Origin of the sequence: Olsenella sp. AGMB03486, from assembly GCF_040884255.1 — a bacterium.
Lineage (GTDB): Bacteria > Actinomycetota > Coriobacteriia > Coriobacteriales > Atopobiaceae > Olsenella_L > Olsenella_L kribbiana.
On sequence record NZ_JBEVTM010000008.1, the window covers coordinates 22,295 to 42,856 of the forward strand.

The 20,562-nt window shown below is 58.5% G+C and carries 12 protein-coding genes; 4 read left to right on the forward strand and 8 right to left on the reverse strand.

Features of this window, described 5'->3' with window-relative positions:
• Nucleotides 1-55: 55 nt before the first annotated feature.
• The 7 genes from ABVS03_RS05475 to ABVS03_RS05505 form a co-directional block, all read right to left on the reverse strand.
• Nucleotides 56-1,264, reverse strand: coding sequence for a serine/threonine protein kinase (locus ABVS03_RS05475; protein WP_368018346.1), 1,209 nt, complete (start codon nt 1,262-1,264; stop codon nt 56-58).
• 751 nt (nt 1,265-2,015) lie between these two features.
• Nucleotides 2,016-2,156: a hypothetical protein gene (locus tag ABVS03_RS05480; protein WP_368018347.1), complete on the reverse strand. Its 141-nt coding sequence runs from the start codon at nt 2,154-2,156 to the stop codon at nt 2,016-2,018.
• A 265-nt stretch (nt 2,157-2,421) separates the two neighbouring features.
• Complete coding sequence (locus ABVS03_RS05485) at nt 2,422-3,183, reverse strand: ATP-binding protein (protein ID WP_368018348.1); 762 nt, start codon at nt 3,181-3,183, stop codon at nt 2,422-2,424.
• Between the two features lie 360 nt (nt 3,184-3,543).
• Complete coding sequence (istA, locus tag ABVS03_RS05490) at nt 3,544-4,737, reverse strand: IS21 family transposase (protein ID WP_368018349.1); 1,194 nt, start codon at nt 4,735-4,737, stop codon at nt 3,544-3,546.
• A 391-nt stretch (nt 4,738-5,128) separates the two neighbouring features.
• Nucleotides 5,129-6,268 (reverse strand): hypothetical protein, encoded by a 1,140-nt coding sequence (locus ABVS03_RS05495; protein WP_368018350.1) that lies wholly within the window; start codon nt 6,266-6,268, stop codon nt 5,129-5,131.
• A gap of 56 nt (nt 6,269-6,324) precedes the next feature.
• The gene (locus ABVS03_RS05500) at nt 6,325-6,591 is read right to left on the reverse strand and encodes a hypothetical protein (RefSeq protein WP_368018351.1); all 267 of its coding nucleotides are present in this window, start codon (nt 6,589-6,591) and stop codon (nt 6,325-6,327) included.
• A complete protein-coding gene (locus ABVS03_RS05505) occupies nt 6,581-9,055 on the reverse strand; it encodes a hypothetical protein (protein ID WP_368018352.1) in 2,475 nt (824 codons plus the stop codon). Before ABVS03_RS05505 ends, ABVS03_RS05500 begins: the two co-directional genes overlap by 11 nt.
• A gap of 133 nt (nt 9,056-9,188) precedes the next feature.
• Here ABVS03_RS05505 and ABVS03_RS05510 point away from each other — a divergent pair, with 133 nt between their 5' ends.
• From ABVS03_RS05510 to ABVS03_RS05525, 4 genes are all read left to right on the forward strand, one after another.
• Nucleotides 9,189-9,425 carry an AbrB/MazE/SpoVT family DNA-binding domain-containing protein gene (locus ABVS03_RS05510; RefSeq protein ID WP_368018353.1) on the forward strand — a complete coding sequence of 79 codons (237 nt, stop codon included), beginning with the start codon at nt 9,189-9,191 and terminating at the stop codon, nt 9,423-9,425.
• Nucleotides 9,426-9,641: 216 nt separating this feature from the next.
• On the forward strand, nt 9,642-10,391 hold the full coding sequence (locus ABVS03_RS05515) for an ATP-binding cassette domain-containing protein (protein WP_368018354.1): 750 nt from the start codon (nt 9,642-9,644) through the stop codon (nt 10,389-10,391).
• Nucleotides 10,392-10,529: 138 nt separating this feature from the next.
• Nucleotides 10,530-10,979: a hypothetical protein gene (locus ABVS03_RS05520; RefSeq protein WP_368018355.1), complete on the forward strand. Its 450-nt coding sequence runs from the start codon at nt 10,530-10,532 to the stop codon at nt 10,977-10,979.
• 187 nt (nt 10,980-11,166) lie between these two features.
• Nucleotides 11,167-11,577 carry a hypothetical protein gene (locus ABVS03_RS05525; RefSeq protein WP_368018356.1) on the forward strand — a complete coding sequence of 137 codons (411 nt, stop codon included), beginning with the start codon at nt 11,167-11,169 and terminating at the stop codon, nt 11,575-11,577.
• Between the two features lie 1,062 nt (nt 11,578-12,639).
• On the opposite strand, the gene ABVS03_RS05530 is transcribed toward ABVS03_RS05525, so the two are convergent.
• A complete protein-coding gene (locus ABVS03_RS05530) occupies nt 12,640-20,310 on the reverse strand; it encodes a leucine-rich repeat protein (protein ID WP_368018408.1) in 7,671 nt (2,556 codons plus the stop codon).
• Nucleotides 20,311-20,562: the final 252 nt, after the last annotated feature.

Below are 20,562 nucleotides of genomic sequence, written 5' to 3' on the forward strand. Positions count from 1 at the left end.
GGCAGCGAAGAGCCCAAAATGCAAGCACGGAGAGAAAGGGGCAGGCCATCTATCGTCAGAATTGAAGTGGGGCGACCTTGCTAACCATTCGCTCGAATGCCTCGCGGATTTCCCTGTCATCCCTATAGCGGTGTTCAGGATGTTCAACATCTATCCCCTTCAATGTGAATTCGGCAAGAGCCGGATCGTCTATTCTCGCGGGCTTCTCCTTGCCTGTCATCACGGAATAGATCAACCTTGTAAGGGCATAGACCTCGTTGGTCATGTCATACTCCCCGAAGGTCTTACGGTCGAGCAGCGGATCGAGCCAGGTGCCGTTTACTTCCGAGTCTCGCGACGTCAACGTACTATCAGGCCACTTGACGAGCCCAAAGTCTGATATTTTGACAACCAGCGTGTCCTCGTGCCGCTGGATGAGCACGTTATTCAAGCTTATATCGCGATGCAAGAGGCCCTTGGAGTGAATGTACTTGAAGCCTCGGAGAATCTGGCGGGCTATCCCAACGCGATCGGCGGCCGGCATCTTCTGGTTGTTGTAGCGGAGGTACTCCTTCAGGGTTTGCCCCGCGTACTCCATAGTGTACTGATACGGACACTCGTAAAACTTGTAGGCCTCGAGCACGTATGGGGAGTCAAGCCTCTTCAACGTTTCATACTCCTGCTTGAACCGCAGGAGCTCCTTCTCATCCAAATCCTTCTTCGCTCTCTTGAGGGCTACCAGTTTTCCGGTCACCGGATCTGTGAAACTGAAGACCGTCGCGTAGCCGCCCTCGCCTCTCATCGTAAGTGACAGTTGACCGGTATCTGTGGGTAGCCCCTTTATGGAGAGCTTGTCTGCCGGCGTTGCAATCGGATCCACATACAAGATGTTAATGGATGCGGAATGTGGCGGAATCTCGCTTCCACCAGAATCCTCGAGGAACCCGCTCAGCCATTTGAACACCTTCTGATAGTTGCTGTCTATCCTGATCGCATATGGCGTATCACTGAGACCTTTTTCTAGACCGGTAAGCATGTTCACGAGATATTTTAGCTGTCTGCTTTCCTCTGCCCAGTAGTGCGCGCTGTCGTCTTGAGTCGGAAGTCTCGAGTTCATTTTCTCAAACAATTCAACTAGGTGCTTCTGAGCTGTGGATAGGATTATCTGCAACGTCTGGTTATTTACGCCACGGTAGAGCTCCTTGTACTCAAGGTCATCCTCAAAGTACCGGTTTAGCCCCCTGTGTTGTCCCTCAATATAGTTACGCACTGTGCCCTGGAGCATACAGCATCCCTCTCGTCAACCCGTCAATCTCTTTAAGTGTAGGATTCCCAAGATGGAATACGCACCCAGCGGGATAGAATGCGGTGGGGGGAAGCTCGCACTCCACGTTATGAGATGCGTACATAGGCACCGATTTCAACAAGCCTTCCGCTACTGCTCCTTTCCATGTTCGGATAGGAACAGCTTGTGGTAGGTAGCGCCGATGCGTTGGCAAATGGCTATTTGCCTGACTACCAACCTCGATATGCATGGAGGAGACTAGATAGCCGATCATTTTCGGCGATGAAGCTCAGCAGATACTCTTCCGTAATCTCAAACTGAATGCCATTCTTATCTCTGGTAGCCAAAACCTGCTCCCCTTTTGCATTCGTAATCTGAAAGCTATGAACAATTCGGTTTCGCTCTAAGCATATTGTTTTAAAAAGGGAGCATATGTCATCACGCTCGGAGAGACTGGTCTGCTTTATGCGTTTCTGCAACTTTCCGCCCTCAAGAGTAATCAGTTCTCCCCAATCAAAAGACTTGGGGTCGTCCCGAAGCATATTCTCAACTATGAATGCAAAGTTCGAGTTGAAAACACATATGGCACTGCCCAGCAGAGCTCTGTAGCTTTCCTCTGGCAATGACTGCCTAGAATAGGGCTCGTACATTTGGCATCACGTCAGACTCCAGGGTAGTGTCGGAAAAGTTGGTGTAAAGGCCTCTCCGTAGGTTCTCGGCCATCACCTTGAATCGTCAATCTGCGCCTATCCTACGCCGCCTCCATCTCGTCCGCAAGCTCGAGGCTGACGTCGATCGCCCTCTTCGCCACCAGACGCCACTCGCTGAGCCCCTCCGGCGTCGGTGGCTCCTCCGCCCCCGCGGCCCTCGGCTCGTCGTGGAGCTCGTCCATCCTCCGCTTCGGGAAGTACCTTGCGTCCTGCCACCCCTTGTGTTTAGTCAAGCCCGGATTTAGGTTTTGAGCATGGATTTCTTTCGGGTCCGTGCACGGAACTTTTTCGGGTTTCGCCACGGACCCGCCAGACCTTCCTATCTTCCTGAGTATTTGCGCGGGCAGGCACCGGTGATTATTGCGGCTCGGCACCGGCTGCGTCGCGAATCGGCACCGGGGCGGCGCCGTGCAGCACCGTCCCCTCATGAGGCCTCAGCTCAATGCATCAGGATCTGGGGCTGGAAGATGCTGCCGTCCCGATGGCAGCACGCATGTTCATCTCTCCCATGTCGACCCATGCGGTCTTGTGGACGATGCGGTCCATGATCGCCTCGGCCGTGACATCGGCACCGAGCCGGGCATGCCAGTCCTTCTGCCGGTACTGGGTGCAGAAGATCGTCGACCTATCGTCGTAGCGGAGCTCGAAGATCTCGAGCAGGAAGCGCCGGAAGCCGTCGTCTGGCCTGCTGAGCAGCCATTCGTCGAGGACGAGGACCTGGAACGCGCCATACTTCCTCACGGCCTTCGCGACCCCTCCCGGACGCTCCTGGGCATCCTTCCAGGCCTCCTCGAAGTCGGGGCACCTGATGTAGTTCGTGCGCATCCTCGAGGCGCATGCCTCCTTGGCAAGCGCGCAGGCAAGATAGGTCTTTCCGGTGCCTGCGGGCCCGAAGAGCACGACGTCCTGGCCTCTCGTGGCGAAGCCGCAGGTCGCGAGCTCGCCTATGAGCACGCGGCCGGGACCGCGCTCCTCCGCATGGCCGATGCGGCGCACGTCCGCCTGCGGATACCTGAGGTTCGCCCTCTTCACGAGATTGCGGATCTTGTCGGCGACATATCCTGCATGCACCTCGTCGACCGCCATCTGGATCCTCTGCCCGGACGGCATCCCCATGCACGCCGCATCGTCCTGGGCAAGGAGCGCATCGGGCAGCTCGTCCGCTCCCATGTCCCTCATCTTCCTGCGGGTCTCCTGTCCGATGTTCATCGCGCATCGTCCCTTCCGTACCAGGCCTCCCCGCGGAGGCATCCTCCCTCTTCATGCACCGGCTGCTGCGCAGCTGCCGAATCCTGCCCTGACTTCAGGATCGGCTCTATGTCGCGGCAGCGCGGCGATCTCCTGCCGGATGCGAGCGCCATCCCGCATGCCCTCCCGGGCCGGGCGCTGCCGTGCCTGCGCGAGAGCCTCAGCGCTGCGAGGCATGCATTGAATGCCTGCTCCCCGGATGCATAGGACTGGAATATGCGCTCCGCCACTGCCCGGCAGTCGGGGCCGATGCGGTCCGCCCATCTGCGGATCCTGTCCGCATCCCATTCCTGCCAGGCCTTCCCGTCCGGCATGTCCTCCTCATGCGTTGAATGGCGGTTCCTCGCGCATGGAGGCATGAGCGCGTGCGCCGGGAGCCTCTCGGACCCCTTCCAGATCCCGGGCGCGGTGTCCGTGACCCTCAGGCCGGCCGGTGGAGCCGACCGCACGGAAGGGCGCGGAATGGAAGTTGCCCCTGTAGCTCACGTGGCAGTTCTGCTGGACCTTGCGCCCACGGACCCGCTCGCACACCTCGTATGGGACTGCGGGCAGCGGGCGAAGGAGATCGGCCTCCTCCTTCATGAAGCTCTCGGGCCTCGATCCCTCGCGCTTCTCGAAGGGGGCTGCATTGTGCCTCTCCACGCACTCGGCCACGGCTGCCCTGAGCTCGCCCATGTCGGCGAAGGCCCTTCCGCGCAGGGCGCCGATCACGTACATGGTCGCGCACCATGCCTCGTTCTCGGCGCTCGGCTTGTCGCGCGGATGCCTCACGCGGGCAGGGAGGACGGCTGCCCCATAGTGCGCCGCAAGCTCGCGGTATGCCTCGCTGGGGACGACCTCGCCCTCCTTCGGATGCTTCTTCACGCCCGTGAGCAGGTTGTCGGGGACGATGATTGGCGTGCATCCCCCGAAGAAGGCGAAGGCATGCACATGGCATCGCAGCCATGTATCCTGCTTCATGTCCAGCGTCGGCTCGGCATAGGAGTATCTGCTGAATGGCAGGGCGGCCACGAAGAGGCACGCCTCCGGCACCTCGCCGGACATGGGGTCCACGAGCTGCATCGTGGGCCCCGCCCGGCCGGCCCCGGGCGTCCTTCCCGCCTTGTGGCCGACCCTGCTCACGACATTGCGCCGCTCGGCATATTCCGCATATCGCTTGCAGAACCGGTCATAGGACATCCATGGCTTGCCTTCGGCCTTCAGGGCGTCTGCATACTCGCCGTGCAGCAGCCTGAGCGTCACGCCGGTCTTCCTGAGCTCCCTGTGGATCGCATCCCAGTCAGGATCGGGACAGGCGCATTCGGCTGCATCGGCCTTCTCCGGGAAGAGCCTCGAACAGGGCTCGCCCTCTTCCATGCCTTCTGCATCCTGCCAGGAGACCTTCTCCCTCTCTGCCGCCTCGGCGACAGCCTGGATGCTGTGCTTCGACACCCCGAGCGATCTCGCTATCGCGTTGCGGGATGTCCCTGCGGCCAGCTGCTGCAGCATCGGCCTGGTCCTGATCTTCCTTGCCATGCATTCCTCCTTCGTCTCGTTGGGACATGGCAGGAGGAAGCTATCAGCCGCAGGAGGGGCCCGCCGCCTGGTTTCAGCAGGCGGTGCCGAAGCGCAATATGGACGGTGCCGAAAGGCAATAACCTGCTATCGGCCGGCTGGTGCCGAGGCGCGACAACCGCAGTGCCAGTACGGGCTAATACTCAGTGCCGTCAACTTTTCGCGGCTTCCTGTCAAACATCAGGGTGAGCGACCCTCATTTGGAGCTCATTAATCTCAAGGTACAAGGAAAGCCTTCCGTTCTTCACGTCCAGAAAATGACATCTTTGCCGATAGGCGACGCATATTTCCTGTCGATGAATCCTGGCTGGACGGCCGTTATCCCTCTCAATCGATTTTTTTGCCAGCCTTCCTACGCCTTCTCTCCGGTCAAATGGCTAGCGGAGAGCGCCGAGGCAAGAATCTCCTCTATCTCCTCTATTCTCCGAGGACTAATCTCCTGGAGCCGGCCATCTGCTTGCCTCTTCTCGATTTCGTCCGATAGGTCTCTAGCGGCGCGGCGGAGCGACCTAACTATTCGTACAGTTATCTCGCGGTAGAGCTGTGGAAGGCAGCGATTCCCCTTCTTCTCTTGTGAATAAAAGCGGCAACGTCCTTTCCACTTTGCAATTCTTCCGTTGCTGTCAGAATCCGGCAAAAGGAAGAAACGCTCCTTGGCGACACCCTCCTCGAGCCGCACGTAACACGTCGCAGAGCTCTCAAAAGCCCTGTTATGGACGATTTCGTTTCTCAGATCTTCCAGATACGCAGCCTCAGGAAAAGCGCAGAAAACAAGATCCTTGTCGTCAGCATAGGGACTTCTCTTCCTGTAAGCAGAATAGAGGGCTTTTTTGTCCGAGGATATTTTCCTGAATGACCCGAAGCTGTCGGGGACGCTCTGCAGCTCACACAGCAAGCGGCTGAGAATATCTAGCGAAGAATACAGTCTTATCACGAACGATTCTACTTCTCGCATCATCCCATGGGAGTCCGTGGATGAAACGACATACACCCCATCCGATTCACATCGGATGGGGTCAATCTCCGTCAGTAGGCATAGCGCCATTCTCAGGGAGCTTATCGCCCTTTCGTGCGTCTCTACGAGGCTCTCGATCAAATAGCTAAGGTCCTGCAGATAGACCAACCGATATGCCTCTTCAAAAGAAAACCGGCTGGCGAAAGCGGCAAACGTATTCCTATCAAAAGGCACTTCCGGATTGAGCCCCCCTTCAATGAGCCCAATCGGAAAGGCCTCCACTATTGAATAGTAAGCAGATGCGCTTCCAAACAGCCTTTCGATGACAAGGTCGCCGAGATTGATAGCGGACGATTCGATCTGCTCCTGAATGTAGTCAAAGGAGTCATACAGGCGGTCTCTCGCTGCGGTTTCATATACATAGAACCCCTCTGGAGCCTCGTCCAACGCGCCCGTGCTTTTCACCCCCTTCTCGGAGTAATAGGAGAAGGCGGGTCTATCCCCTCTATCGGGACTATCCTCAGCAAAGCCACCCATAGCCAATTCCTTTCATGCTGACATGGCGACATCGAAATGTCGCGTCCTCAAATCGACTAGGCGACGGGCTCCCCGTCGCACCCCTCCCCGCCAAGAGGGCATCCAAAGGACGCATTGATTTTCCTGGAAGCGGATTCTACCAACTCTTTAAGATCTTTATAGTATTCCGACGCCTTCGAGTCCTTAGCCACTTCGGGCGAGGCTGAAACCGTAAAGCTCGTCGGAGTCTTAACCGTTGAGAATACCGCATTATACAGGTCGCCTACTTTCAGCTCGGGGCTCGTCAAGTCAATCGAGAAGCCCTCCACCCCTTCAAACGCCATCCTCCCGTTGCCGAGAACGACGCGAAGCGTCTTGTGCTCCGTAGCGCTTGAGGCGTCTTTTAACGACATCGGCTCCCCCTTCCACCGTATCGGCGACGATTCCGAGAATCGAATAATCCTTGCACTCATATTCAAGTGCGCCACTTCTGACTGTAATCTTCTGAGCCTTATCCCTCCCCAACGCGATGACGTTGTCCGCATCGAGGTTCACAACGAACTGTGGGTTATGCGTGACGATAATGACCTGCCTCTTTTGCCGCATCTCGGAAAAAGCCCTGATGACGTCTTTGCGGATTGCGGTCTGCGAAATCTGATCCTCTGGCTGGTCGACGAGATAAATGCCTTGTTTCTCATCTCCAGCCATCAAGTCAAAGTAGATTCGCCCATAAAGGCCGGCAGACGGCTCGCTGTCGAGGCCAATCTTTTCGTTTGTTATCTTTCCTCGCTCGTAGATCGAATTCACTGCGCTGTCCAGTCGGTCCTTCATCTCTGCCGCCCATCTTTCTGCAGAGGGCTTGCTCACGGAGAAGCCGGCTGCGACCATCTCTGAAGTGAGATTCGTCTCTCCCTCGATACCGTCGACGATTGACGGCAGCGGCCCCTTGTTGAACATGTCGCCCAGGAGCGAGATGCAGTAGTCCCGATTGATTTTCTTGACACTAAGCTCGGACACGAACTCGAGGTTGCCAACCGAAGTTCTTCCGGGCCTCACGTCAACGTCTACGGGGTCAATCGGCCGATTCTTTCTCCCAATACGAAGAGCGACCGCCTCGGCAATCTGGGAAGCCGCACCGTCAATCCGTTCTCGGTAGGCATCTCTCGAGTTCTCCTCGTCGGTCTTTGCTTGCTGAAGTCGTTTCTTCAGATCGCTGGCGGCGCTTTGGAGAATCCTTCTCTTTGTGTTGTCGAGCTTGATGGAAGTCATCTCCCCCCTGACAAGAGAGAGCAAATGGTCGAGCGCCGCAGTGGCATTCTCGAGGTCTGTTTCCGCTTCTTTTCCGAGTTTCGAGAGGACCGTACGATGATCGTCCCCGATGGCGGCAACCTTGTTCCTGACGGACTCGGCTGCATTCTTGAGGCTCTCAACCTCTTTCGTCGGTTTTGCACGCAGCAATCCAACGACGGCCATGCGATCGGAGACCTCATGAATCTCGAGCGGAAGTACGGCCTCCTCCAGGCGATTCATAAAGTCGTTATATTCGACTTTCGTCTCAAGCGCCTCAACACATGATGCGAGGTGCCTCTTCAGGGCCTCTTTGACAACATCGATATTCACGTGTTCTTGGAAATAGCCGTCAAATCTGCTGCCCTCCGTCCCATCGTGAAGTCCCTCTAGCGCCCTGCGGATACTGCCCTGGTCATCGAACTGGAAAAGCCGAGAAGAACCAATCTCACTTTTCACCTCGATCTTCTCGCGCTCGCAGTATTCGCGGTACCCCTCCTTAAGGCGTCGCGCATCATCCCCTTCGCCGTAGAGGCCGGTCAAGACGTGGAGGATCATCGACTTGCCAATTGAGTTGTCCCCGATGATGACGTTGACCCCAGCAGACATGGGAATCGAGAGGGGCTCCCCATCGATGACGAGGTCGAGGCTGTCCAACTTCGGCGCGGCGGGATTGAAGAACGAGGCGTTTCCGACCTTGATGCGCGACGGGTCGGTGATGGACATGACAAGGCCCTCGAACGTCGGGAGGCACTTCAGGGAGCAGAACCCGACCTCATCCTCCCTCCCGTGGAAGTTGGCGGAGGGGAGCGGGTAGGCGTCCCAGTCGTGGCAGTCGCTCCCCAGGACGAACGGCACGTCCGGCTTCGTGTACCGCTCAACGAGGTTCCGCATGTCGACCTCATTCCGCCTGTTGCGGATTTCCACCGCGTCGACGAACTCGGTGAGCACAATCTCGTCGGCTCGCTCGGCCCCTAGGCTGCTGACGTCGTTCCTCTGCTCTCTCCCTACGGACTTCTCGTGTCCGATGAGCACCGCGCTCAGGCCGATGTCGCTGAGAATCTGCGAGAAGCGTTGCGAGGAGAAGGCGCTCTTGTCCTCGCAGTCGTATTCCGGCCTGCCCTCTGCCGTCTTGGGGATGCGGCTATCCAGGGCCTCGATCAGGTCGTCTGGGCCTCGATCGTCAAAGATCGCGACTACGTGAATCGGGGTCGAACGGTCCATGTCGTCCGGGAGGGCGACGGTGAACTCGACACCCGGAAGGACCTTCTCTAGCGATCCATGCCCCTCTTTTGACTTCAGGGCGCGGTACATCTCGATGTCGAAGCAGTCATGGTCGGTGATTGCGCACATGTTGATGGAGAGCTTGGGATCGTCCATCTTCTCCACGAGCTTTTCGACCCCGTCGGGCGTGCAGCGGGCGAGCGCCTCGTTTCCCGCATCCCGGGTGCGCACGCTCGCCGCCGAGTGGATGTGAAAGTCGACGCGTACCGGCCTTGTCACAATCTTTGGGTCGTCCATGGGCATGTCCCCCGTATGCTCTTGCGCCATAACTCGGTATTCAGTTTTATTCCCCGAACATTCACGCCCGAATCGGGCAATGAGCTTCCCTATGGTATAATTTGTATTACTTTGACTACCAGAAGGAGCGAACATGCAGCACCGCGCGAGCGAGGAGGACGGGCGCTTTACCGCGCTGACCGCGAAGGTCGGGCCGAAGGGCCAGATCGTGATCCCCAAGGACATCCGCGACACCTTCGGCATCGAGCCGGGCGACACCGTGCTCGTGCTCTCCGACTCCGAGCAGGGAATCGCCCTGAAGCCCGTGAAGGGCAACGAGGAGATGTTCCGGAAGCTCTTCGGTGGGGCGCTCTCGCTGGGGGAGGCCTAGGGCCAGATGGTCTTCCCAAAGGGGCTCTGCTCCTTTTTTCTTTTGCCACATGGGTATTACTTGTATTACCAATTATACCTATACTATCCTCTCGGTACAACAAGTATAACATGTTCTACCAAAAGGATACTACGATGGAACTGACGGGAGGGGCGGCTCGCCGCTCCTGAGGTGACGGGGCTCCGCAAGCGCTACCCGTCCTTCGAGCTGAGAGACGTGTCGCTGGAGGTGCCTGCCGGACGGATCGTGGGATTCGTGGGGCGCAACGGCGCCAGGAAGACCACGACGCTCAGATGCGTCGCCGGGGCGGCGCGGGCCGACGGAGGCAGGGTCGCGGCGTTCGGGCGGGACGCCGCGGAAGACTGGGCTGCCATGCGGAGGCTCACCGGCATCGTGCTCGGTGGGGCACTCTATTACGAGACCAAAACGCTCGCCGCGATCGCGGGCGTGACGTCCCGGATATTCGACTCGTGGGACGTGCGAGCCTTCGACGCCCTCGCACGGCGCTTCTCGCTCGACACGGGAAAGCGCGTGCGCGAACTCAGCCAGGGAAAGCACGTCAAGTTCGCGCTGGCACTCGCGCTCTCCCACGGGGCGCGCCTGATCGTGCTCGACGAGCCCACGAGCGGCCTCGACCCGCTCTCGCGCGACGAGCTGCTCGGCCTGTTCCTCGACCTCGTAGCGGATGAGGAGCGCACGGCGTCCTCTTCTCGGCGCGTATCACCTCGGTCTCGACAAGTGCGTGACGGACATCGTGCACATCGGGGGCGGGCGCGTCGAGGCGGCCTGCCCGCTCGCGGAATACCGCGCGCTTTCGCCTTGTTGGGGCGGAGGAGGTGCGGCGCGCGGGCGCCCGCGTCCTGGGGACGAGGCGGACTGCGTCCGGCGAGACCGCGCTTGTCCCCGCCGCGTCGGGGATCGGCGAGGCTGCCGACCTCGACCAGTCGAATGTTAATGGCAATCTAGAAGCTGCCAGTCAGGGCAAAGCGGTATTCCAGCCGGGGCAGTGCGCTTCCACCATCCAGGCCAATGCAGTTTCGCCATCCAGGGCAGCGAGAATCCGCTCCGTACGGACATGCGGAGACGGATCCGGAGGCAGCCAGGATGGAGACCAGCCTGATCGGAGAGATGGATATGCTCAGGGAGATGGGCGTGCGCCCCAGCTTCCCGGAGATGGCGCGCAGATGCGGGATGGACCGGCATGCGGTCGCGAAGCACTGGAAGGAAGGCGCAGTGATGGAGGACGGGCGCTCTGCAAGGCGCAGCGGCTTCGACAGATACAGGTATGAGATAGAGGACAATGAGCTGGACGACGTCGACCTCGCCGAACGCCGAGATGGCAACCCGATGCTGGAAGCAGCCATCAGGCTTGCCGGGCCCGGCGAGAGGGTCCGCTTCATCGTCCACAGCGGCTGCGGATGCCACTGCCGGTGGCCCGGGTGGATATCGATCTGCGAGGAGGCGGGAATCATCCGCTCGATGTCGAGGAAGGGCAGCTCTCGCGAACCGGCCAGTCCGCAACGCCGAGGTGCCGCCCTTCTGGAGCGGCCCTAGTGCGGACTGTTGATGTTCACTGGAAAGTGACGCAGATGGTCATCGGGCTGCGAGCGCCGTGGTCATCAGGAATTGAGCAGATTGGTCGAGGAATGGCCGTGCCCCAGGCGTCAGGGGCACGGCCAGAACTATGTTTTCCTTCCGGGCGGGGACTTTGGCAAGAGCCGCCCGGAAGGAGGAAGGGAGCATGACCGTGTCCCTGGATGTGCAAGAGGATATCAGGAGGATGGACAGGGATGGGGCGACGAGGGCCGACATAGCGCGCGAGCTCCATCTCAGCAGGAACACCGTCCGGAAGTACGCGGACATGGAGGACATGTCGCCGGAGCCGCCGGCCGGGCAGGAGAGGCCGCATCCAGCGACCGACGGGATAGCGGGGTGGATCGACTCGATACTCGAGGCCGACCTCGCCGTGCCAAGGAAGCAGCGCCATACGGCCAAGAGGATCTACGACAGGGCGGTCGCCGAGAAGGGGTATTCCGGATCCTACCCCTCGATACGCAGGTACGTGTCCGGCTGGAAGAGGGAGCACGTCCAGGGGCCGAAGGATGGCTTCCTCGAGCTCCTGTGTTTAGTCAAGCCTGCCTTTCGGTTTTGAGCATGGATTTCTTTCGTGTTCGCGCACGAAACTTTTTCGGGTTTCGTCACGGGCGCGCTGCCGACCCTACCTCCCCGACTTGCCCAGCATGAGGCTCTCCTCGAGCCTGTGGCTGGGTCCGCTTTCGGGTTCGGCCCCCTGCATTTTCTCTGCCCGGGGGCGAGCCCGCCGGCCCAATAGCAGAGGCACTCCCTGCTGGCGGGATAGCCTATCCTGCGCATGGTCCTGGCGGGGCTCTTTCCGTGCGCGGGGCAGCAGTCCACGGCAGCCTGCCTCATCTCCAGGGCGAGCTTGGGCTCCCGCTGCCGCTTCGGGGGCCTGACCTCCCCATGCTCCAGATAGCCCTTGTACCAGGCTCTGAGCGAATGCCTCGTCGGGCAGCCGGGCTCGGCAACGGTGTCTGCCGCGCTCAGGTCGAACTTGATGTAGGTCTCGATTGCCAGCTTGCGCTGCTCTGTGCTGTACATGCGGTCCTCCGTGCAACCTTTTCTTGGTCCAGGATCACCACCGCAGTCCCCATCGGCTAATCTGGGGTTGACTTTAACACCTGGCAGCGCCCTGTCGCGTCGTCGGGGAAGAAGCTGTCCGTGCCCCGGTCGCCTCGCAGAGCCGGTCCGCCTCGGCCGGCATCGTCTCGTTCACGACCGACTCGGCGAGCTACCTGGGCAGCCCCGCATGTTCACGAACCCGTCCTCGAAGCGCGGGATGGCAAGCGCCGCCTCCAGCGCCCTCACGTCTGCTATGCCGTTCATCGCGGTCATTACCCTTCACCAGAACCTGTCTTGTGGTGATTCAGATTGTAGGCAATGGCCGTTCTTCCTACCTAGGGGCCAGTCCCGGGCTTACACCAACATTCCCGACGCGATCATTCCGAGGCCTCTTGCCGTCTTTCCGCCCGGGACCGCTACACCAACTTTCTCGACACTAGCAAAGTGCGCAAGAATCTTGACGGTACCGAAGCCGAACAAAAGATGTCGCAGCACTGCACGAGCGTCTGCGCATACGAATGGCGACTCCAGAAGGAGTCGCCATGAAACGAGCAACTATGCGTCGAGAAATACGCTACAAGAGTTTATGTTCATCAGCATACTGTGAGGCATAGCTACCTTTTTCAGCTTCAACCTTCACCAATGGGCTACCCGCAAAAGCATCCACAGGTGCCTGCCCAGCAGTAGGCTGCTTGGACTCCTGCTCGACAAGTACTTCTCCGATAGAAGTAACAGATTCAGGAAGCCCAGCAATCTCAAGATTCTCACATCTTTCGAAAGCACCTTGTCCAATCTTTGCGACCTTATTTGGAAGTTCGATTTCTCTTAGAGTCTTACATCCGCTGAATGCAAAGTCGTGAATTTCCGTAAGCTCGCTTCCGTCATCAAACGTGACGGCCTTCGCTTTATCAAGGCCAGCAAAGGCATACGCGCCAACCGTTTCCACCTTCGGGCCAATGTGGATGGAAACGATGCTCTTAGACAGTTCAGACCAAGGTGCAGGTCTATCGTCAGAATAGTCGTCCATCTTACCGTGTCCATCAATGATTAAAGACCCACTCTCATCGACAGACCAAGTAACAGCTTCCCCACATCTGCCTTGCTTGGGAGCTACTTCCTGTTCGCTTCCTTGCTTATTCTCAACACCAGCCTTCTCTCCAGATGCCTTTCCTTCTTTGTCGGTAGCATTTGAATCCGACGGGCTGTATCCTTCCGTGGTTACATCCGTACGACTAGACTTTGCCGCTAGCTTCTCGGATACCTTGTTCTGATCATCCACGCTTGTGGCACTTGACGTGCCTGATGACACAGTATTTGTTTCTTCCGGCTCTCGCGAGGTGTACCTGACGTTGTGGTCCTTCGCCCACTGCTCGGCATACGTGCCGCGGGCGACGGAGAGGGTCACTGTCGACTCCTTGGTGAAGTCGTAGCCGGAGCCGCCGCCGATCCAGGCGACGCCGTCTGGGAGATAGAGGTCCGTGAGCGAGCCGCAGTGCGCGAAGGCATTCCAGCTGATGCTGGTGACGCCGGAGGGGAGCTCCACCGAGGCGAGGCTGGTGCAGCCGTCGAAGGCGTTCATGCCCACGGAGGTGAGCTTGCTGCCCTCGGCGAAGGCGACCTTCTGGAGGTTGGAGCAGTGGTAGACCGCCCAGTCGGACAGGCTCGTCACGCCGGCCGCGACGTCGAGCTCCTTGATGGAGCCATGGTACTGCCACCAGGGCACGTCGCCCGCGCCGGCATAGTTCGCCATCGCGCCGTCTCCGTCAATCGAGAGGACGCCGTCGGCTGAGAGCTTCCACGTCAGGCCGTCGCCGCAGGTGCCGGATGCGATGTCCTCCGGCTCTCGCGAGGTGTACCTGACGTTGTGGTCCTTCGCCCACTGCTCGGCATACGTGCCGCGGGCGACGGAGAGGGTCACTGTCGACTCCTTGGTGAAGTCGTAGCCGGAGCCGCCGCCGATCCAGGCGACGCCGTCTGGGAGATAGAGGTCCGTGAGCGAGCCGCAGTGCGCGAAGGCATTCCAGCTGATGCTGGTGACGCCGGAGGGGAGCTCCACCGAGGCGAGGCTGGTGCAGCCGTCGAAGGCGTTCATGCCCACGGAGGTGAGCTTGCTGCCCTCGGCGAAGGCGACCTTCTGGAGGTTGGAGCAGTGGTAGACCGCCCAGTCGGACAGGCTCGTCACGCCGGCCGCGACGTCGAGCTCCTTGATGGAGCCATGGTACTGCCACCAGGGCACGTCGCCCGCGCCGGCATAGTTCGCCATCGCGCCGTCTCCGTCAATCGAGAGGACGCCGTCGGCTGAGAGCTTCCACGTCAGGCCGTCGCCGCAGGTGCCGGATGCGATGTCCTCCGGCTCTCGCGAGGTGTACCTGACGTTGTGGTCCTTCGCCCACTGCTCGGCATACGTGCCGCGGGCGACGGAGAGGGTCACTGTCGACTCCTTGGTGAAGTCGTAGCCGGAGCCGCCGCCGATCCAGGCGACGCCGTCTGGGAGATAGAGGTCCGTGAGCGAGCCGCAGTGCGCGAAGGCATTCCAGCTGATGCTGGTGACGCCGGAGGGGAGCTCCACCGAGGCGAGGCTGGTGCAGCCGTCGAAGGCGTTCATGCCCACGGAGGTGAGCTTGCTGCCCTCGGCGAAGGCGACCTTCTGGAGGTTGGAGCAGTGGTAGACCGCCCAGTCGGACAGGCTCGTCACGCCGGCCGCGACGTCGAGCTCCTTGATGGAGCCATGGTACTGCCACCAGGGCACGTCGCCCGCGCCGGCATAGTTCGCCATCGCGCCGTCTCCGTCAATCGAGAGGACGCCGTCGGCTGAGAGCTTCCACGTCAGGCCGTCGCCGCAGGTGCCGGATGCGATGTCCTCCGGCTCTCGCGAGGTGTACCTGACGTTGTGGTCCTTCGCCCACTGCTCGGCATACGTGCCGCGGGCGACGGAGAGGGTCACTGTCGACTCCTTGGTGAAGTCGTAGCCGGAGCCGCCGCCGATCCAGGCGACGCCGTCTGGGAGATAGAGGTCCGTGAGCGAGCCGCAGTGCGCGAAGGCATTCCAGCTGATGCTGGTGACGCCGGAGGGGAGCTCCACCGAGGCGAGGCTGGTGCAGCCGTCGAAGGCGTTCATGCCCACGGAGGTGAGCTTGCTGCCCTCGGCGAAGGCGACCTTCTGGAGGTTGGAGCAGTGGTAGACCGCCCAGTCGGACAGGCTCGTCACGCCGGCCGCGACGTCGAGCTCCTTGATGGAGCCATGGTACTGCCACCAGGGCACGTCGCCCGCGCCGGCATAGTTCGCCATCGCGCCGTCTCCGTCAATCGAGAGGACGCCGTCGGCTGAGAGCTTCCACGTCAGGCCGTCGCCGCAGGTGCCGGATGCGATGTCCTCCGGCTCTCGCGAGGTGTACCTGACGTTGTGGTCCTTCGCCCACTGCTCGGCATACGTGCCGCGGGCGACGGAGAGGGTCACTGTCGACTCCTTGGTGAAGTCGTAGCCGGAGCCGCCGCCGATCCAGGCGACGCCGTCTGGGAGATAGAGGTCCGTGAGCGAGCCGCAGTGCGCGAAGGCATTCCAGCTGATGCTGGTGACGCCGGAGGGGAGCTCCACCGAGGCGAGGCTGGTGCAGCCGTCGAAGGCGTTCATGCCCACGGAGGTGAGCTTGCTGCCCTCGGCGAAGGCGACCTTCTGGAGGTTGGAGCAGTGGTAGACCGCCCAGTCGGACAGGCTCGTCACGCCGGCCGCGACGTCGAGCTCCTTGATGGAGCTTTCAAAAGTAGACCACGGTACTACCGGTTCACGATAGTAGGCATACATATCGCCCGTGCCGACAAGTTTCATCACGCCGTCATTGCGAAGAATGAAATCAACCTTATCCCCCGCACGTCCTGCTGCCAGGACATCGCCATCAGGACTGGACTCGAAATAACCGCCCTTGAACGTACAGACAGTGCCGTCAATCGTATAGTCACCGTCATAGGCATAGCCATCGTCGTCGGCGAAATAGAACTTGTTGCCGAACCGTACAGAACCCTTTACCAACTCGCCCGACACAAAGCACATCGTCTTGCCAGACTGCTTCTCTTGGACAAAGCCGTTGTACTTTTCATCGACAGGATCCATTTCGTAGCCGCACTTGGTGCATACCAGCTTCTTAGAGTCCTTGTCATAGACATAGTTGTGCTCATCGTTGGCACAAGTCTTTGACTTGGTATAGGTATCCAGAACACTCTGGTTGCCGTTGGTATCGACGTTGTATGCCGTAACCGTAGCCTTGTCTCCACTGGTCTCGAAGGAGACATAGATACTGTTGAAGTCAAGCGTCGCGATATCGAAGTGGAAATCAGGATTGTTCACGACGCTGTAGGACTTACCGCCCGTAGAACCGCAGATGTAGTAGACAACGCCATTTTCCTTATCCACCTTGCCCTGTGTCAGAGGCTCCGTACGCGCATAGCTGTGGTCGTTGCCAGCAAAGTAGAAGTCGATGCCTGCCTTTTCGACAGCATCAGGCAGCTCGGCAAGATACTCCTCGCCGCCGCCAGTCGGGTTGGTGTAATAGACCGGAATATGCGTAACCAGGATCTTCCAGTTGCAGTTGGATGCAGATGCGTCCTGCACCAGCCAATCCTTGAACTGTTCAAGCTGGTCCTGGCTGCTCGTATAGTTGAGCACGGCGATATAGACATCGCCATATTCGACAGAGTACCAATTGCCGGCAAGGTTGAAGGTCTCCTTTGCAAGAGCTGCGCCATTGCCGTCGTCATCCGCCTCATGGTTTCCTACGACATGCAGCATGTCCTTGTCGGCAATGCCATCAAGCGTAAATAGCTTGAGTGCATCGGTCCACTGGTTGTAGTAGCGAACGTTATCAACAGCGTCGCCCAGCTGGATTCCAAGATCATATCCGCCGTCTTTGATGTGAGACGCGATGCGACCGAAGCCGGTAAGCGCGTCGTCTTCCTGGATATCGGCAGTCAGGAAGATCTTTTCGCTGTTCTTGTGCACTGCAGTGGTGAATGAGCTGACATCAGACCATTTCTGGCCATCGCCGACCTGGAAGTAATAGGTCTTTCCTGCTTCCAAGCCCGTAAGATTCGCATAGTTGATACGGCTCACAACACCGCTCTGCGTATAGGAGCCAAGCTGCGAAGTTCCATCCACAACCGTTGCGTCAGACATGTCCTTAGATGCAGCGACCTTCACCTGCGCCGTAGCGGCAGAAGCGGACGGGCTGCTATACCATGCAATGTTCTTCTGCGTGGTCGAATCCTTGGATACATTGAAGTGAACGTACTGAGGCAAGCCTTCCTTACCGGTGTCGTCTTCCGTCGACTTGTATGCAGTGCAGGAATACGCGTAAGACCTGTTGCCCTTAGAATCCTTCGCATACAGCGTATGCGTGCCTTCGGCCTTTGTAAGCACCGAAGTAGTCAAGCGGCCATCGGAGTCCGTCTTGCCCAGGTCAGTTGAATCGTCGGCATACACATCGACATCGGCAGCAGCATTGCCATCGGAATTCTGCACCGTGATCGTAGTCGGAAGGCCGACAACCATGGCTTCAGTAGAAAGCGTGTAGGCAGCAGTAATCTTGTGGGTCTCAGACGGCGTGCTGAAGCCCATCCAGTAGGAATTGCTATCAGACGTCACGGAGTTGACCTTGTAGGTACCCGAAACTACCTGGACGCTGATCTCCGAGCCCTCAGCAGAGGTCTCGGAGACAGGAACGGTGATCGTAGCAATCTCGCTGCCCGATGAATTCTCCACCTTTGTGACGCTGACAGTGAGCTTACCCGTATCGTCGGCGTATTCATAAGTTCCGGTAACTCCGCTGGAGAATTGGACCGTCGGCTTGTAGCCACGGCTCAGCTGCACGGTAGCTGTCATCTTCACAATGTCGGAAATATTATTGGTCGTGAGATGCAGCTTCCAGTCTTTGCCGACAATCGGCTCGCCGTCGGCGGCAAAGCTAACGCCAGTGAGCTGTGTCTCCTTGCCGTCTATCGTGACGGCATTGGAACCATTGACAGTGAAATGACGGGTTTCTCGAGTGATATTGCCAAATCCATCCTTGAGATAGAACGTAAGAGAGTGCTCGCCATTGGGAATCTGGACGCCCTTCAGCGTCGAACCCAGATTGTCCTTGTCGCCAGCTCCATAGTAGGTGCCATCAAGATAGAAGTATGCAGACTCAACGCCAGTTGCGAATTTGTCCGTATCCTCATTGTCGTCGTAAGTGGCATAGAACGCAGGGGCATTCGTCTTGAGCTCGGCCCCATCCGCCAAATCAGACTTCGTACCGTCATCATTGATAATCTGGAGAGACTTCACCGTAGGTGCCGTCACGTCCTGATTATTGGCACCATAGACAAAGGAGATGTTGTCAACCAAGATGTAGCCCTTAAGCTGATCTTTGGAGAGCTTGGTGCCATCAGTCGTATACCAGCCGATGCCGCTCTGGGTGACCATAGCGCGGAACAGCATGCCACTGTTGACGCGAATCTTCTGGCCAGCATACTGTGTCATGTCAGCTTCGAAATAATTCCAGCCCGCCTGGGCATCCTTGCCATTGGAGTTGGCATCGGTAAAGTTGATATAGGCATTCGTATAAGTCTTGCCGTCTTTGGACGTTGCAATCTGTGCACGAAGCCAAGGAACCGGGGCACCTTCAGGTATATACACCCAAGCGCCGAGTGCCGTCGGAGTACCAGGAACATCGATATCGCTTCCCAGGCCAAGGCAAGCGCCATCTGTACCTGTAATCCCGGTCCAATCGAAGTCGAGCTTCACTGCCTTATGCCCGAAGCGAATGATGTCTGCAAAGTCCGAATCGGTATCCGACACGACCGAGCCGGTAACTATACCGCCACGGTCAGGATAGCTATAGGTAGCCACTGCACTGGCACTCATTCCATCAAAGCTGTGTACCGTTGTGCCAATCGTGCTGTAATCATGGCCGTCATCGTCGCCACCGTCGAGAACGATGGTAGGCTGCTTGCCGACATTCACGGTCGTGGTAGCCGTGAGGCTTCCATACTTGGCGGTGACTTTGGGGCTCGTCGACACTGTAACATCACTCGTGGTCACAAAGGTGTTGCCCTCAAAAGAGCCCGCCTTCATGTCATCGATGGCCCAAGTGATGTCTCCATCTTTGAGGATGACCGGCTCTTGCTGATAGAGGGCGGTAAGACCCAGGTCGCTCTTCTCCCCATAGTTAAGGTTGACTTCGTCCGAAGTGAACGAGAGAGTATCTGGATTCTGGATACGGATGCTCGTCTTCCCGACAACCTTGCCCTGATACATAAGCTGTACGGTCGCCGTTCCACAGGTTCCGTTAGAGACGAACGTTGCAGAAGCGGTGTCTCCAGAAACATCCCCGGCCTTTAGTTCGCCAAGACTCTTGCTGTCATCCGTCAGAGACCATGACACACCTGAGGGTATGCTCTTGGCTGCTGCACCAGAGTAGTCCATGCCTGTTGCAGTGAGAGCAACTGTCGTATTGGGTGTGAAAATATTGTCGTTGGGGGTAATGACCGCATGGTCAAATTCGCCAGACGGCGCTGCCGTTGAAACCGCGAGAAGGGAGGTAGAGATTACTCGCTCGCCACCGCCTGCAGGCGTATTGCGCATTGCAATGTCAGACTCGCCTTCGCGCTGGGACACGAACTCGGATGATCCGCCTTCATCGAGCTCCAGGGCATAGGTGCACCCCAGGCTCTGCATCATGCGGCCCATTTCCTCAAGAGTGTACCCAAGGGAACGCGGAGGCATGGTGCCGTCAGCCTGAAGCATGACGACCGTGCCATCTGCCTTCAGACCAATAGCGCTGCGAGAATAATATCCACCATTGGAACCCTGCGTTGCAACAGTCTTGCCATCCACAAGGATGCACCAGCCACCCGCCGCATCCGTGACGGTGACCGTAGAGCCGACTTTCTTGCTCTGCTCAGCGGCTGCCTGGTCGAGTGTCGTTCCTGCTGGATAAATTCCAACAGAGCCATCGCTGAATACGGCAACGAACGGAATCTTTGCATCATCCTTGTATGTCGTACCCCTCATGCGGAGATAGCCCATGGGCTCACCCGTCGTGATGTTGAAGAGCGATGCATTGATGCCGCCTACAACATTCTCGTTGTAAGTCTTCTCGTACAGATGCGTCTGATCCGTAAGGGTCGACATCTTCCAGCCATCTTTAGCCGGATCGACATTGCCGTAGCTTGCGGCAAGCTTCGCATTGCCATTCGCGGTGTTGATCTCCATCACATTGGCAACAGTCTGCGAGGTACCTGCAGCATTGTTGGTAACAATCGTCCGCTCGGTTATATCTGGCGCAATGGCATATGTCTTTGCCGAAGTAACCGAGTAATCTGTTCCGTCAATAGCTGAACCTTTTGAAATATCCTGCGTTTGCGAGGCGCTAGCAGTATTGGCGTCCTCAGCCAGTACGGGTGTCGGACACAATCCCGGGGCTGCAGTGAGACATGCCGCAAGCAATACGGCCATACCACACCG

What these genes read in the sequence shown, in the direction of transcription:
- ABVS03_RS05475 (WP_368018346.1), bottom strand. Translation starts at nt 1,264, where the DNA reads ATGCTCCAGGGCACAGTGCGTAACTATATTGAGGGACAACACAGGGGG.
- ABVS03_RS05480 (WP_368018347.1), bottom strand. Translation starts at nt 2,156, where the DNA reads ATGGACGAGCTCCACGACGAGCCGAGGGCCGCGGGGGCGGAGGAGCCA.
- ABVS03_RS05485 (WP_368018348.1), bottom strand. Translation starts at nt 3,183, where the DNA reads ATGAACATCGGACAGGAGACCCGCAGGAAGATGAGGGACATGGGAGCG.
- istA (WP_368018349.1), bottom strand. Translation starts at nt 4,737, where the DNA reads ATGGCAAGGAAGATCAGGACCAGGCCGATGCTGCAGCAGCTGGCCGCA.
- ABVS03_RS05495 (WP_368018350.1), bottom strand. Translation starts at nt 6,268, where the DNA reads ATGGGTGGCTTTGCTGAGGATAGTCCCGATAGAGGGGATAGACCCGCC.
- ABVS03_RS05500 (WP_368018351.1), bottom strand. Translation starts at nt 6,591, where the DNA reads ATGGCGTTTGAAGGGGTGGAGGGCTTCTCGATTGACTTGACGAGCCCC.
- ABVS03_RS05505 (WP_368018352.1), bottom strand. Translation starts at nt 9,055, where the DNA reads ATGGACGACCCAAAGATTGTGACAAGGCCGGTACGCGTCGACTTTCAC.
- ABVS03_RS05510 (WP_368018353.1), top strand. Translation starts at nt 9,189, where the DNA reads ATGCAGCACCGCGCGAGCGAGGAGGACGGGCGCTTTACCGCGCTGACC.
- ABVS03_RS05520 (WP_368018355.1), top strand. Translation starts at nt 10,530, where the DNA reads ATGGAGACCAGCCTGATCGGAGAGATGGATATGCTCAGGGAGATGGGC.
- ABVS03_RS05525 (WP_368018356.1), top strand. Translation starts at nt 11,167, where the DNA reads ATGACCGTGTCCCTGGATGTGCAAGAGGATATCAGGAGGATGGACAGG.
- ABVS03_RS05530 (WP_368018408.1), bottom strand. Translation starts at nt 20,310, where the DNA reads ATGGAGATCAACACCGCGAATGGCAATGCGAAGCTTGCCGCAAGCTAC.